We start from the raw sequence: 14,060 nt of genomic DNA, 5'->3' as shown, positions 1-14,060 counted from the left end.
AAGGGACATGCGACGACGGGACGCGTGACCAAGGGACACGCGACCAAGGGGCGCGCGGCAAACGGACCTGCGGCGGACGGGCGCGCGAAAGGCAGACTCGGGCCGCGGTCGGCGGCTCACCGGCGGCTCACTCCTTCGCGCCCGCCTCCGACGCGGCGACGGTCTCCGGCGCGCTCTCCTCGGTCATCGCGGCCGACGCCGCCTGCCTGCGGTCCAGCACATCCAGCGCGCGCCGGGCCAGCGGATGGTTCCGTACGAGACCGGCCAGCGAGGTCGAGCCCCGGGCGATGTCCGCGAACGCGTTCCAGGCCGGGCGCAGACCGGTGATCGCCGCGTGCAGCAGCCCCGGCCGGCGCTCGAAGATCGCGAGCATCCGCCGGCCGACGCCCATCTCCACACCGAGGCCGGCCTTGATCGCGAACGCGTAGTTCAGCGCCTGACGGCGCGCGTCCACGGCGTCGTGCGCCTCGGAGATCCGTACCGCCCACTCCCCCGCCAGCCGCCCGGACCGCAGGGCGAAGGAGATCCCCTCCCTGGTCCAGGGCTCCAGCAGCCCCGCCGCGTCCCCGCACACCAGCACCCGGCCGCGCGAGAGCGGGGAGTCGTCGCTGCGGCAGCGGGTGAGATGCCCGGACGAGATGGACGGCTCGAACCCGGCCAGCCCGAGACGGGCGATGAAGTCCTCCAGATAGCGCTTGGTCGCGGCGCCCTCGCCCCGCGCCGAGATCACCCCGACCGTGAGTGTGTCCCCCTTGGGGAACACCCACCCGTAACTCCCGGGCAGCGGGCCCCAGTCGATGAGCACCCGTCCCGCCCAGTCCTCCGCGACCGTCGGCGGCACCGGGATCTCCGCCTCCAGACCCAGATCCACCTGGTCGAGCTTGACCCCGACGTGCGCGCCTATCCGGCTCGCACTGCCGTCGGCCCCGACCACGGCACGCGCCAGCACCGTCTCACCGTCGGCGAGGACGACGGCGACCGTACGGCGGTCGGGCACGGCGGGGCCGTGCTGCTCGACCCGGGAGACCGTCACACCCGTACGGAGCACCGCACCGGCCTTCTGGGCGTGCTCCACCAGACTCGCGTCGAACTCCGGGCGGTTGAGCAGTCCGAAGAGCATCCGCTTGGAACGGCGGGTGCGGGCCAGCTTTCCGTTCAGCGAGAACGTCACCGCGTGGACGCGGTCCCTGAGCGGCAGCTCGAAGCCCGGCGGCAGCGCGTCGCGCGAGGGCCCGATGATCCCGCCCCCGCAGGTCTTGTAGCGGGGCAACTCGGCTTTCTCAACCAGCAGCACCTGACGGCCCGCGACCGCCGCCGCGTATGCCGCGGAGGCTCCCGCCGGCCCTGCGCCGACCACGACGACATCCCATACCGGCTCGTCGTGCTCGCTTCCGGCGTCTGCGTTCTCGCTGCTCACGATGTGCTTCTGCTCCTGATCCGACCGGTGGCCCCTGTTGTCGAACGGCATCCTACGGCGCTGGCCCGGCAAGCCCGCTGTGGGAGGATCTGCTGAACCCTTCGACGTACCCCTACTGTGACAACGACGCACCCACCAGGAGCGTGCCCATGACCGCCAATCCGATCGCCGAGACCGTGGCGTCCCTGCTGCCCCGTGCCCGTACCGAGCTCGCGGAACTGGTGGCCTTCCGTTCGGTGGCGGATCCAGCGGTGTTCCCCAGGAGCGAGTGCGAGGCCGCCGCGGTGTGGGTGGCCGACGCGCTGCGCGCCGAAGGGTTCCAGGATGTCTCCGTCCTCGACACCCCGGACGGTACACAGTCCGTCTACGGTCTGCTGCCCGGCCCCGAGAACGCCCCGACGGTGCTGCTCTACGCGCACTACGACGTACAGCCGCCGCTCGACGAGTCGGACTGGCTGACGCCCCCCTTCGAGCTGACCGAACGTGACGGCCGCTGGTTCGGGCGCGGCGCGGCCGACTGCAAGGGCGGCTTCCTGATGCATCTGCTCGCGCTGCGCGCCCTCAAGGCCAACGGCGGCGTCCCGGTGACCGTCAAGGTGATCGTCGAGGGTTCGGAGGAACAGGGCACCGGCGGTCTCGAACGGTACGCGGAGGCGCACCCGGAGCTGCTCGCCGCCGACACGATCGTCATCGGCGACACCGGGAACTTCCGGCTGGGGCTGCCCACGGTCACGGCCACCCTGCGCGGGATGACGATGCTGCGCGTACGGATCGACACGCTCGAAGGCAATCTGCACTCGGGGTCGTTCGGCGGAGCCGCTCCCGACGCGCTCGCCGCCCTGATCAGGGTGCTGGACTCGCTGCGGGCCGAGGACGGTTCCACGACGGTGGACGGTCTGGCCGCGGACGCCGACTGGGACGGACTCGTCTACGAGGAGGCCGACTTCCGCGCGGACGCCAAGGTGCTCGACGGGGTCGGTCTGATCGGCCACGGCTCGGTCAGCGACCGGATCTGGGCACGTCCCGCCGTCACCGTGCTGGGCATCGACTGCCCGCCGGTGGTCGGTGCCACGCCGTCCATCCAGGCGAGCGCGCGGGCGACGGTCAGTCTGCGCGTACCGCCGGGCCAGGACGCGGCCGAGGCGACGAAGCTGCTGACCGCGCACATCGAGAAGCACACGCCGTGGGGGGCGCGGGTGTCGACGGAACACGTCGGCCAGGGTGAGCCGTTCCGCGCGGACACGTCGAGCCCGGCGTACACGGCGATGGCGGACGCGATGCGGATCGCGTACCCGGGACAGGACATGCAGACGGCCGGTCAGGGCGGTTCCATTCCGCTCTGCAACACCCTGGCCGCGCTGTATCCGAAGGCGGAGATCCTGCTGATCGGGCTGAGCGAGCCGGAGGCGCAGATCCACGCGGTGAACGAGAGTGTCTCTCCTGAGGAGTTGGAGCGGCTCTCGGTGGCCGAGGCGCACTTCCTGCTCAACTACGCGGGCTCCAAGCGGGGTTGAGTTCAGCGGAGAGCGGAGATCGCCGAAAGCGTAGATCCTTACGGCGGACGGACACGGCTGCGTACGTTCGCCGTATGGACCTCATCGACCTCGTGGAGATTCACCCCCGGCTGCATATGCTCCGCTTCCCGATCGGCCAGGCCTATCTCTGGCGCGACGACGGCGACGGCCGGGGCGACGGCGGGGGCGACGGCCATGACGGCGAGGAACTCACCCTCGTCGACGCGGGATACAGCGATGCCGCGGCGGACATCGAGCGGGCGATCAGAAGCCTGGGGGCGGACCCGGGGGCGCTGCGCCGTATCGTCCTCACCCACTGCCACCGCGACCATGTGGGCGCCGCCGGGGAGCTGGCCGAACGGTACGGCGCCGAGGTGCTCGCGCACCGGCTCGACGCCCCGGTGGTACGCGGGGACGTGCCGGTGCCCGACCCGGTGCCGCTGGACTGGGAGATCCCGCTGTACGAGCGCGGGCTGACGGTGCCGGTGGCACCGCCCACCCGGGTCGACCGCGAGCTGGAGGACGGCGACGAGCTGGACTTCGGCGGCGGGGCCCGGGTGGTGCACGCTCCCGGGCACACCGACGGCTCGATCGCCGTCCATCTGCCGCGCCACGGAGTGCTGTTCGTGGGCGACACGATCGCCTCCGTGGGCGGGATCATGCTGGGTGTCCTCAATGTGGACCGGGAGCGCGCCCAGGAGTCGATGCGCCGGCTGGTGGCGCTGGCCCCGTCCACGGTCTGCTACGGCCACGGCGACCCCACCCCGGGCTTCGGCGACCTCGGCCGGGGCGGTGTCTGACCGGGCCCCGCCGAGGCTGCCCGGCCGGTCTTCCTCGATCCGGTCCTCTTGGATCGGACCGCAACGGACTGCACCGCACCGGACGGCGCCGGAGCGGACGGCGCCGGAGTGCGCGGGGCCGGAGCGCGCGGTGCCGGTGCCGGAGCGGACGGTGCCGGAGCGCGCGGCGGGCCGTGCCTCAATTCGCAGGACGGAGTCCCGGCCGGGGTCAGCCGACCGGGACACCGTCCTCCAGGTTGAGTACCGTCCCGCGCTCCCGCGCGCGCAGCGCCCAGCGCAGCCGCTCGTACCGCGCCGGCGGCAGCAGCCCCGCCGCCTCCTCCTCACCGACGAAGCGCCAGCCCCTCAGCTCGCGTCCGGGCAGCAGCAGTGTGCCGGCCAGCCGCGCGGGCAGCCTCCCGCCGTCGAAGATCAGCCGCAGCCCGCCGTATCCCGGCGGGCGCGGTGGTTCCCAGTCGACCACCAGCAGCCGGGGCACCTCGGTCAGCTCTATGCCTATCTCCTCGGCGACCTCCCGTATCCCGGCCCGCGCGGGCGCCTCGCCCGCCTCCACCACCCCGCCGGGGAACTCCCAGCCGGGTTTGTACGTGGGATCCACGAGCAGCACCCGGTCCTGCTCGTCGAAGAGCAGCACCCCGGCGGCGAGGGTCTCGGCGGTCGGCTCGGGCGTCTGGACGATCTCGCTGACGCCCGCCTCGCCGGTCTCCACCGCCGCCGCGAGGGAGACGGCCGTCTCCCGGGCCGTGAGTCCGGTGTTGTCGATCACATGGGCGTCGCCGGTCAGCCAGCCGAGCGCGGCGCGGTAGGGCTCGATGTGCTCGTAGCACCACCGCCGGGTGCGCTCGTTCACCTCGGGATCGTCCTCCGCCACCCGACGAGCCGCTATCCGTCCTCGCAGGATCGTTTCATCTGTAGCAAGCAACACATGACGGACCGGGATACGGCGGGAGGCGAGCCCGCCGAAGATCTCGTCCCGGTACTCCTGCCGCAGCAGGGTCATGGGTACGACGAGCGCCCCTCCCACCTCGGCCAGCAGGGCCGCTGCGGTGTCGACCACCAGACGCCGCCAGATCGGCAGGTCCTGATAGTCGCCGACCTCGGCGAGCCTCTTCTGCGGCAGAAGCTGCTCCACTTCCCCGCCGATCAGCTCGGGGTCGTACAGCGTGCAGTTCGGGATCAGGTCGATCAGTTCGCGTGCGGTACTGGTCTTGCCCGCTCCGAACGCACCGTTGATCCAGACGATCACGGTTCCCCCTCTTCCGTAGCCTCCAGTGGACTGCCCGCAACACCCTGCCCCGGAAACCCCCGCCCGATCGGGCCATGGGCTCACATGAGGCGCTGTTGCCGAGCTGTGGCCGGTTCGATGTCGTACCGAGGCCGGGAACGTCCACTGTACGAAGCGATGTCCGTGCTGGGCCGTAACACAACCCCGAGGAACATCGTTGGAACTCGATGTGACAAGGGGGCATCCAATGTGTCGGACGGTGCTGGAGAAATTTCCCGCGGGAGGACCGCGCGGCAGCTGGCCCGCGGAGGAGTTCGCGCGGGCGCGGAGGGACGAGGGGACGCCGGCGGAGGTCGTGATGGACCTCGACTCGGACGTCTTCCTCGTGATCGTGCCGCAGCAGGCGACCGAGTCCGCGTCGTAGGCGTAGGAGTGTGTGGGGGCGCCGTCCGCGCCCCGGTACGCACCCGACCCGGTCCCGCACCCGAGCGCCGTACGACCCGGAGACATCCTTTATGCGTATATCCAGAACACCGGCCGCTCCGGCCGTCCCCGCCGCGCTCACGGGCCCGGGGCGCCGCCCGCGCGGACGGCGGTCCGCCCTGGCCCTCGCGCTGGCGGGCATCGCGGTCTCACTGACCGCGCCCCCCGCGGCGGCCGACAGCAGCGCCTGCACCCACCACTTCTCCGGGCCGCAGATCTGTATCCGGCTGGACGGCGAGGGCGGACGGAACGCGGTCACCGGCATCTGGACCAATCCGCCGGAGCATGTCACCGCCCGACCCGTGTCGCTGTTCCGCGACGGACAGCACCTCGACACGGCGATGGCCACCCGCTCGGGCAAGGCGCTGACCCATGGCTGGCCCACGGCGCACACGGGCAGCAACGTGGAACTGTGCGTGAAGTTCCGCGGCAGCCGACGCGTGGCGTGCCAGACGACCCGCTAGATCCTGTCCGGTCGGTCTTCACGGGCTCGGAACGCCGGCCGGACCACGCCCCCCGTTCGTGGTCCGGCCCCGGAGCCGAGTCGCGGCCGTGCCGTTGCCGGCACCCTCCCCCGCCGCCCTCCCCAACGGCTCCGGCGTCAGGGATTACTTTGCTTGGCCGACTTTGGGCCAACCTTGAGAAAACCTGGAATCGGCAGGTCGGCCCGGACTTTCGACGCGTTAGGGTCCGGGCCAGGGGGGTGATCGGATTGCCGGTGGAGTTCGGTTTGCTGGGATGTGTCGAGGCACGGCTCGACGGCCGGCCGGTGGCGCTGGGGCATGCCCGGCAGCGCTGTGTGCTGGCGGCACTGATGGTCGACGCGAACAGGGTCGTATCGGTCGACCGGCTGATCGACCGGGTATGGGGCGAGCGTCCTCCGCAGCGGGCGCAGGCGTCGCTCTACAGCTATATCTCCCGGCTGCGCCAGGCCCTTTCCCCCGCCGCGGGCGACGCGGACATCGAGCGGCGCTCCGGCGGCTATGTACTGACCGTCGACACGTCCGCCGTCGATCTGCACCGTTTCCGCGAACTCGTCGAACGCGCGCGTACGGTCGACGACACCGATGCCGAGGCGCTGTTCGAGAAGGCGCTCGCGCTGTGGCGGGGGGATGTCCCCACCGAGCAGGACAGCCCGTGGTTCAACTCCCTGCGCGAGGCCCTGCGCCGGGAGAGACACGCCGCCGAACTGGACCTGGTCGACATCCGGTTACGGTCCGGCCGGCACACCGGGCTGCCCGCCGAGCTGGCGACCCGCATCGAGGCGCACCCGCTGGACGAACGGCTGGTCGGCCAGCTCATGCTGGCCCTGTACCGCGACGGCCGGCCCGCCGACGCCCTCGCCCGCTACGAGGAGACCCGGGAACGGCTCGCCACGGAGCTGGGCACCGACCCCGGGCCGCCGCTGCGCGAGCTGCGCCAGCGGATACTGACGGCCGATCCGGCGCTCGACAAGTCCGCGCCCGTGCTCCGCTCCTCCGTGGAGCCGGCGGCGCCGCCCGCTCCCGTACCACGCCAACTGCCCGCCCCGCCGCCGATGTTCACCGGACGCAGCCGCGAACTCGCCCGGCTGGGAAGGCTGCTGGAGCCGCGGGCCGAGCACAGCGGCACCGTGGTGATCTCGACGATCGGCGGCACCGGCGGTATCGGCAAGACATGGCTCGCCCTGAGCTGGGCCCACAGCCGCCAGGAGTGCTTCCCCGACGGACAGCTCTACGCCGATCTGCGCGGCTTCTCGCCGTCCGGCGCCCCTCTGCCGGCGACGGTGGCGCTACGCGCCTTCCTGGAGGCCCTCGGAGCGCCCCAGGGCACGATCCCGGCGGCCCCGGACGCGCAGGCAGCGCTCTACCGGAGCCTGACTGCGGGCAAACGTCTGCTCATCCTGCTCGACAACGCCCGCTCCACCAGCCAGGTGCTGCCGCTGCTGCCAGGCAGCCCCACCTGTACGGTCCTGGTCACCAGCCGCCACCAGCTCACCGGACTGACCGCCGCGCACGGCGGCACGCCCGTCACACTGGACGTCCTCACCGAGGCGGAGGCGCTCGAACTGCTGACACGCCACCTCGGCGCCGCCAGGATCGCCGCCGAGCCCGACGCCGCCGCCACGCTGCTGGAGCACTGCGCGGGGCTGCCGCTGGCCATCAGCATCCTGGCCGCGCGCGCCACGATGAATCCCGCGCTGCCGCTCGCGGCGCTGGCCTCGGAGCTGCACGAGGCCGCGACCCGGCTCGACGCCTTGGACGCGGGTGAGACGGCGACCGACCTCCGGGCGGTCTTCGCGTCCTCGTACGAGGCTCTCGACGCGCCCACGGCCCGGGTGTTCCGGCTGCTGAGTCTGGCACCGGGCGCCGATATCGGGCTGCCGGCCGCCGCCGGTCTCACCGGGCTTCCGCTCTCACGCCTCCGCGCCCATCTGCGTACCCTGCACGCCGCGCATCTCGTCCAGGAACACACGCCCAACCGCTACACCTGCCACGATCTGCTGCGCGCCTACGCCACCGAACTCGCCGGGACCTTCGACACGGAGGCCGAGCGCACCACCGCGCTCGACCGTCTGTTCGACCACTACATCCACACCGCGCACGCGGCCGACAGGCTGCTCCTCCCGCACCGGGACCCGCTCACGCTGCCGCCGCCCGCGGCGGGGCTGACGCCGGAGCGGTTCGCCGGCCACGACGAGGCGATGGAGTGGTTCACCCGCGAGCACCCGGTGCTGACCGCGGCCGTCGAACACGCCGCGCGTCTCGGTCTCGACACACGTGTGTGGCAGCTGGCGTGGGCCACGCTCACCTTCCAGTCGCGGCTCGGGCACTGGCACGAGGTGGAGAGCGGGCAGCGCGCGGCGCTGGCCGCGGCGGTACGGCTGGACGACCGCTCGGCGCAGGCGGAGTGCCACCGCGGACTGGCCTGGGCCCTCGCCCAGACCGCCCGCACCGATGAGGCCCGGGACGAACTTGAGCTGGCGCTCACCCTGTCGACGGATCTCGGTGACGACACGGGCAGGGCGCACGCGCATCTCACCCTGAGCTGGCTGTGCGGGCTGGAGGGGGACGAGCAGGCGGCGTTCGAGCACGATCTGGCGGCCCTCGACCTCTTCACGTCGAGCGGCCACCGGTCGGGGCGGGCGCGGGCGCTGAACGCGCTCGGCTGGGACCGTATCCAGCACGGCGACTACCAACAGGCCGTCATCGACTGCGGGGAGGCCCTGGCACTGCAGCGGGAACTCGACGACGAACGCGGTCAGGCGGGCACCTGGGACACCCTGGGCTACGCCTACCAGCGGATCGGCGACTACGGCAACGCCAAGGAGTGCTACCGGCGCAGTCTTCGGCTCAACCGGGCGCTGGGCCATCGCTTCAACGAGGCGGAGACCCTGATCCATCTGGGCGAGACCCACCAGGCGACCGGCGCGCCGTCCGCCGCGCGGGACTCCTGGCAGCAGGCCCTCACGGTCCTCATCGGCATCGGCCATCCCGAGACCGAACTCGACCGGGTCCGAGCGATGCTCCGGGACCTGGACACCTCCACCGCCTGAGCCACCCGGAGCCGGGGCCGCCCGGAGCCGGGGCCGGAAGTCCGCCCGCCCCGGCGCCTCCGGCCTTGACGGAACCCCCGATCCCAGGCGGGTCCAGGTCCCGACGCGGGCCACGGCCCGGACACGAGCCGCGCCCGCCCCGCGCCCCGAGCTGTACGGGACCCCGCTCCCGCAGGTCCTGGTCCGGTACGGGCACCGCCGGGAACGCGCGCCGCGCTCGGGACGGGGGCAAGGACCCGGCGGTTCTCCGCCTCGGAGCGGGCCCCGGTCCCGGGGCGCCGGTAAGCCCCGGACTCAGGCCGGACCCCCGGCCCTCCCCGGGTCAGGCGACCGTCGTCGGCGTGGCCTCGTCCTGCCGTGCCAGCGTCGCCGCCGCCGCCGCGCCCACCAGGCCGGCGTCCGTGCCCGTCAGCGCGGGGGCGATCTTGATCTGCTGGACGAAGGAGAGCGTCGCGTAGTCCTGGAGCGAGCGGCGCAGCGGCGCGAAGAGCACCTCGCCCGCGTTCGCGACACCACCGCCGATGACGGCGATACGGATCTCCACCAGTGTGGCCGTCGCGGCGATCCCCGCGGCCAGGGCCTGCGCCGCACGGTCGAAGGACGCGATGGCGACCGGATGGCCCGCCCGCGCGGCGGCGGCCACCGCGGCGGCGGAGGTGTCCCCGTCCGGACCCGGCTCCCAGCCGCCCTCCAGCGCCCTGCGGGCGATGTTCGGCCCGCTGGCGATGCGCTCCACACAGCCGCGCGAGCCGCACGGGCAGCGATCGCCGTCCAGGTCCACGCTGATGTGCCCGATGTGCCCGGAGTTGCCGGTCGGACCCGCGTGGACCTTGCCGTTCAGTACGAGCCCGCCGCCGACCCCGGTGGAGACCACCATGCACAGCGCGTTGTCATAGCCGCGTGCCGCGCCCTGCCAGTGCTCGGCCGCCGTCATGGCGACCCCGTCGCCGACCAGTGTCACCGGCAGCCCGCCGGTGGCCAGTCCCACCCGCTCGACCAGCGGAAAGCCGTGCAGGCCCACGACATTGACGGGGTTGACCGTACCGGCGGAGGCGTCCACGGGACCGGCGCTGCCGATACCGACGGCCGTGGCCGACGCCCGGAGCGGGGAGGCCAGGACCTCGGCGAGGACCTCCTCGACGGCCCGCATCACCGTCTCGCCGTCCTCCCGCGCGGGTGTCGGCCGCTGCGCCCGTACGAGAATCCTGCCGCCGCCGTCCACCAGCGCGCCGGCGATCTTGGTTCCGCCGATGTCGAGTGAGACAACGGAGTCGGTATGCATCGGGTCGGATCTCCCGGGGATAAGTCATCCCCGCGTGTATGGGGGGATGTACGGACCTGCGGCTTCGGTGAACAGTCTCCATTCACCTGACAACGTTGTCCAGGGCCTATGCTCGTCGCCACGGCCGAGGATGGCAATCCTCCGGCGAACCGCCCGACGGAATCACCGAAGAAACGACGACAGGACAGCGCACTGTGGCAGACACCGCCCGCCGCCCCGAGCCCCGATACGGTAACCGGCCCACGATGAAGGACGTGGCCGCACGGGCCGGGGTCGGGCTCAAGACGGTCTCGCGCGTGGTCAACGCGGAACCGGGTGTCACCCCGGACACCGAGCGCCGGGTACAGGAGGCCATCGAGGCGCTGGGATTCCGCCGCAACGACTCCGCGCGGGTGCTGCGCAAGGGCCGTACCGCCAGTATCGGTCTGGTCCTTGAGGATCTCGCGGACCCGTTCTACGGCCCTCTGAACCGCGCCGTGGAAGAGGTCGCCCGCGCCCATGGCGCGCTGCTCATCAACGGATCGAGCGCCGAGGACCCGGAACGCGAGCAGGAACTGGTGCTGGCGCTCTGCGCGCGCCGGGTGGACGGACTGATCGTGATCCCCGCCGGGCACGACCACCGCTATCTGGAGCCCGAGATCAAGGCCGGGGTGGCGACCGTCTTCGTGGACCGGCCGGCCGGCCGTATCGACGCGGACACGGTGCTCTCCGACAGCTTCGGCGGCGCCCGCTCCGGCGCGGCGCATCTCATCGCCGGCGGCCACCGCAGGATCGGTTTCATCGGCGACCAGCCCAGGATCCATACGGCCATCGAGCGGCTGCGCGGATACCGGACCGCGATGGCCGACGCGGGCCTGGCGATCCATGACGACTGGGTCTCGCTCGGCACGACCGCGCCGGAACGGGTCCGTGACGCCGTGATCGCGATGCTCGCGGGCCCGGAGCCGGTCACGGCGATCTTCGCGGGCAACAACCGTGTGACGGTGACGGCGGTACGGGTGCTGGCCGCCCACCACCGTCCGGTCGCCTTCGTCGGCTTCGACGACATCGAACTCGCCGATCTGCTGAACCCCGGTGTCACGGTCATCGCACAGGACGCGGCGACCCTGGGGCGTACGGCCGCGGAGCGCCTCTTCAGCCGCCTCGACGGCGCGGCCGACGCCCCGTCGCGGGTGGTGGTGCCGACCCGGCTGATCGCCCGTGGATCAGGGGAGATACCCCCGCCGTCGGACGGCTGAGGCTCGGTCCGCTACGGCGCGGCGACCGTCAGGGCCGCCTTGCGGGGGATCGCGAATTCCTCCAGGCCGGCCCGGGTCAGACCGGTGAGCCGGGACACCTCGCCGGTGTCGAGCGCGCCGCAGTCCAGTCCGCGCAGCAGATAGCCGCTGAGCGCCTTCGCGGTGGCGGGCTCGTCCAGTACGTCTCCGCCCGCCCTGGCGGCATAGGCGGCCAGCCTGGCGGCGGCCGGCTCCAGCCCCTCGCGGTAGAACGCGTAGACCGCGGCGTACCGGGTCGGCAGATGTCCCGGATGCATGTCCCAGCCCTGGTAGTAGGCGCGGGCGAGAGCGCGCCGGGTGAGGCCGTAGTGCAGCCGCCACGCCTCGTGGACCTGGGCGGTCGGGCCGACCGGGAGGACATTGGTGGAGCCGTCGCAGACCCGTACGCCCGTTCCCGCGGCGGCGACCTGCATGACGGCCTTGGCGTGGTCGGCGGCCGGATGGTCGCTCGACTGGTAGGCGGCGCTGACCCCGACGCAGGCGCTGTAGTCGAAGGTGCCGTAGTGCAGCGCGGTGGCGCGTCCGCCCGCCGCGTCGATCATGCGGGCCACGGTGGCGGTGCCGTCCGCCCCGAGAATGGACTGGCTGGTCTCGATCTGGATCTCGAAGCCGAGCCGGCCGGGCTCCAGTCCGCGCGCCTTCTCGAACTCCTCGGCCAGCCGCACCATCGCGGTGACCTGCTCCGCGTAGGTGACCTTCGGCAGCGTCAGCACCAGTCCACCGGGGAGAGCGCCCGCCTCCGTCAGCCCGGTGAGGAAGATGTCGAGGGTCCGGATGGCCCGGTCCCGTACGGCGGCCTCCAGGCACTTCATCCGGATACCCATGTACGGCGCGGCGGTGCCGTTCCCGTACGCCTCGTGGACCAGCCGGGCGGCCCGCGCCGCCGCCTCGTCCTCCTCGGCGTCCGGGCGCGGGCCGTAGCCGTCCTCGAAGTCGATCCGCAGGTCCTCGACGGGCTCGCGCTCCAGCTTGGCCCGTACGCGCTCGTACACCGGCTCCGCCAGCGCGTCGGGGAGACCGAGCGCACGGGCCAGCGAGCCCGCGTCCGGGGCGTGTTCGTCGAGGGCGGCGAGCGCCTGGTCGCCCCAGGACCGGATGGTGCCGGCGTCGAAGACGTCCGCGGGTACGTAGACGGTGTGGACGGGCTGACGGGTGCCCGGGTCGCCCGGGTAGCGACGGGCCAGTTCCGCGTCGACCCCCGCGAGGGAGCGGCCGATGTCCACGCCGACCGCGCCCGCGAGACTCGTGGCCACCTTCTCCTGCCGCCCCATGCCCATGCCCACGCCCTTCCGTTCTATCGCCTGGCGCCTGTCGCTTTCCCTTTTCCGCTTTCCGTGTCCCGCGTTCCGTTCTGCGGAATCAACAATCCGTTGAACGAAGGTAGTCGGCGGGTTCGAGCCCCGTCAATGGACGGCCCGGGGCCGCGCGGTGAAGATCACCGCGCGGCCCCGGGACCGTGCACACCACACCGTCATGACGCAGCCCTCGCGTCGGTCCTCGCGTCAGCCCTTGCGGTTCTTGACCTCTTCGGTGAGCTGCGGGACGACCTCGAAGAGGTCACCGACCACGCCGTAGTCGACCAGGTCGAAGATCGGCGCCTCGGCGTCCTTGTTGACGGCCACGATCGTCTTGGACGTCTGCATACCGGCGCGGTGCTGGATCGCACCGGAGATCCCGGAGGCGATGTAGAGCTGCGGGGAAACGCTCTTGCCGGTCTGGCCGACCTGGTTGGAGTGCGGGTACCAGCCGGCGTCGACGGCGGCGCGCGAGGCGCCCACGGCAGCGCCGAGGGAGTCGGCGAGCGCCTCGATGATCGCGAAGTTCTCCGCGCCGTTGACACCACGGCCACCGGAGACGACGATCGCGGCCTCGGTCAGCTCCGGACGGCCCGTCGACTCACGCGGGGTGCGGGAGACGACCTTCGTACCGGTGGAGCCCGCGCCGAAGGTCACGGAGAGCGCCTCGGCGGTGCCCGCGGCCGGAGCGGCCTCGACCGGAGCCGAGTTGGGCTTCACGGTGATGACCGGAACGCCCTTGGAGACACGGGACTTGGTGCTGAACGCGGCGGCGAACACCGACTGCGTGGCCACCGGACCCTGCTCACCCGCCTCCAGGTCGACGGCGTCGGTGATGAGACCGGAACCGATACGGACCGCCAGACGGGCGGCGATCTCCTTGGCCTCGGCGGAGGACGGGAGGAGGACCGCGGCCGGGGACACCGCGTCGTAGGCGGCCTGGAGCGCGTCCACCTTCGGCACGACCAGGTAGTCGGTGTACTCGGCGGCGTCGTGCGTGAGGACCTTGACCGCACCGTGCTCGGCGAGCACGGACACGGTGTCCCCGGCGCCCGCGCCCAGCGCCACGGCGACCGGCTCGCCGATGCGGCGGGCCAGGGTCAGCAGTTCGAGGGTGGGCTTGCGGACGGCACCGTCCACGTGGTCGACATAGACGAGAACTTCAGCCATGGGATTGCTCTCCTGCGAGTACGGGGAACGTGCCTGCGGGCACGGGGAACGAACGTGAGGTG

Annotated in this window: 11 protein-coding genes; 6 read left to right on the top strand and 5 right to left on the bottom strand. The window is 72.3% G+C overall.

Annotated elements, in window-relative coordinates:
- Nucleotides 1-127: 127 nt before the first annotated feature.
- Nucleotides 128-1,417 carry a geranylgeranyl reductase family protein gene (locus OG214_RS34240; protein ID WP_363085010.1) on the bottom strand — a complete coding sequence of 430 codons (1,290 nt, stop codon included), beginning with the start codon at nt 1,415-1,417 and terminating at the stop codon, nt 128-130.
- A gap of 149 nt (nt 1,418-1,566) precedes the next feature.
- Here OG214_RS34240 and OG214_RS34235 point away from each other — a divergent pair, with 149 nt between their 5' ends.
- Both OG214_RS34235 and OG214_RS34230 read left to right on the top strand, forming a co-directional pair.
- Nucleotides 1,567-2,931, top strand: a complete 1,365-nt coding sequence (locus OG214_RS34235; RefSeq protein WP_363085009.1) for a dipeptidase — start codon at nt 1,567-1,569, stop codon at nt 2,929-2,931.
- Nucleotides 2,932-3,014: 83 nt separating this feature from the next.
- Nucleotides 3,015-3,731 (top strand): MBL fold metallo-hydrolase, encoded by a 717-nt coding sequence (locus OG214_RS34230; protein WP_363085013.1) that lies wholly within the window; start codon nt 3,015-3,017, stop codon nt 3,729-3,731.
- Between the two features lie 208 nt (nt 3,732-3,939).
- On the opposite strand, the gene OG214_RS34225 is transcribed toward OG214_RS34230, so the two are convergent.
- Entirely contained in the window at nt 3,940-4,977 is a 1,038-nt protein-coding gene (locus tag OG214_RS34225; protein ID WP_382865961.1) for an NUDIX domain-containing protein, read from the bottom strand.
- Nucleotides 4,978-5,215: 238 nt separating this feature from the next.
- On the opposite strand from OG214_RS34225, the gene OG214_RS34220 reads away from it, so the two are divergent.
- The 3 genes from OG214_RS34220 to OG214_RS34210 all read left to right on the top strand — a co-directional run bounded on the left by OG214_RS34220 (nt 5,216) and on the right by OG214_RS34210 (nt 8,974).
- Nucleotides 5,216-5,380 (top strand): hypothetical protein, encoded by a 165-nt coding sequence (locus OG214_RS34220; RefSeq protein WP_363086072.1) that lies wholly within the window; start codon nt 5,216-5,218, stop codon nt 5,378-5,380.
- A 91-nt stretch (nt 5,381-5,471) separates the two neighbouring features.
- Nucleotides 5,472-5,903, top strand: a complete 432-nt coding sequence (locus OG214_RS34215) for a hypothetical protein (protein WP_363086070.1) — start codon at nt 5,472-5,474, stop codon at nt 5,901-5,903.
- 239 nt (nt 5,904-6,142) lie between these two features.
- The gene (locus OG214_RS34210; RefSeq protein WP_405986914.1) at nt 6,143-8,974 is read left to right on the top strand and encodes an AfsR/SARP family transcriptional regulator; all 2,832 of its coding nucleotides are present in this window, start codon (nt 6,143-6,145) and stop codon (nt 8,972-8,974) included.
- A 322-nt stretch (nt 8,975-9,296) separates the two neighbouring features.
- On the opposite strand, the gene OG214_RS34205 is transcribed toward OG214_RS34210, so the two are convergent.
- Nucleotides 9,297-10,256: an ROK family protein gene (locus tag OG214_RS34205; RefSeq protein ID WP_363085574.1), complete on the bottom strand. Its 960-nt coding sequence runs from the start codon at nt 10,254-10,256 to the stop codon at nt 9,297-9,299.
- A gap of 194 nt (nt 10,257-10,450) precedes the next feature.
- On the opposite strand from OG214_RS34205, the gene OG214_RS34200 reads away from it, so the two are divergent.
- Nucleotides 10,451-11,494 carry a LacI family DNA-binding transcriptional regulator gene (locus OG214_RS34200; RefSeq protein WP_363085573.1) on the top strand — a complete coding sequence of 348 codons (1,044 nt, stop codon included), beginning with the start codon at nt 10,451-10,453 and terminating at the stop codon, nt 11,492-11,494.
- An 11-nt stretch (nt 11,495-11,505) separates the two neighbouring features.
- On the opposite strand, the gene OG214_RS34195 is transcribed toward OG214_RS34200, so the two are convergent.
- Both OG214_RS34195 and OG214_RS34190 read right to left on the bottom strand, forming a co-directional pair.
- A complete protein-coding gene (locus tag OG214_RS34195) occupies nt 11,506-12,804 on the bottom strand; it encodes a DUF6986 family protein (RefSeq protein WP_363085576.1) in 1,299 nt (432 codons plus the stop codon).
- Nucleotides 12,805-13,035: 231 nt separating this feature from the next.
- A complete protein-coding gene (locus tag OG214_RS34190; protein WP_363086260.1) occupies nt 13,036-13,998 on the bottom strand; it encodes an electron transfer flavoprotein subunit alpha/FixB family protein in 963 nt (320 codons plus the stop codon).
- Between the last annotated feature and the right edge of the window lie 62 nt (nt 13,999-14,060).

Source organism: Streptomyces sp. NBC_00872 (assembly GCF_045161915.1).
Classification (GTDB): Bacteria; Actinomycetota; Actinomycetes; order Streptomycetales; family Streptomycetaceae; genus Streptomyces.
The sequence above is the reverse complement of the archived record's forward strand: the minus strand, read 5'-3'. Positions and strand labels throughout refer to the sequence as shown.

Coding starts and splice junctions, on each gene's coding strand:
- OG214_RS34235 (WP_363085009.1), top strand. CDS start 1,567: ATGACCGCCAATCCGATCGCCGAGACCGTGGCGTCCCTGCTGCCCCGT.
- OG214_RS34215 (WP_363086070.1), top strand. CDS start 5,472: ATGCGTATATCCAGAACACCGGCCGCTCCGGCCGTCCCCGCCGCGCTC.
- OG214_RS34205 (WP_363085574.1), bottom strand. CDS start 10,256: ATGCATACCGACTCCGTTGTCTCACTCGACATCGGCGGAACCAAGATC.
- OG214_RS34195 (WP_363085576.1), bottom strand. CDS start 12,804: ATGGGGCGGCAGGAGAAGGTGGCCACGAGTCTCGCGGGCGCGGTCGGC.
- OG214_RS34190 (WP_363086260.1), bottom strand. CDS start 13,998: ATGGCTGAAGTTCTCGTCTATGTCGACCACGTGGACGGTGCCGTCCGC.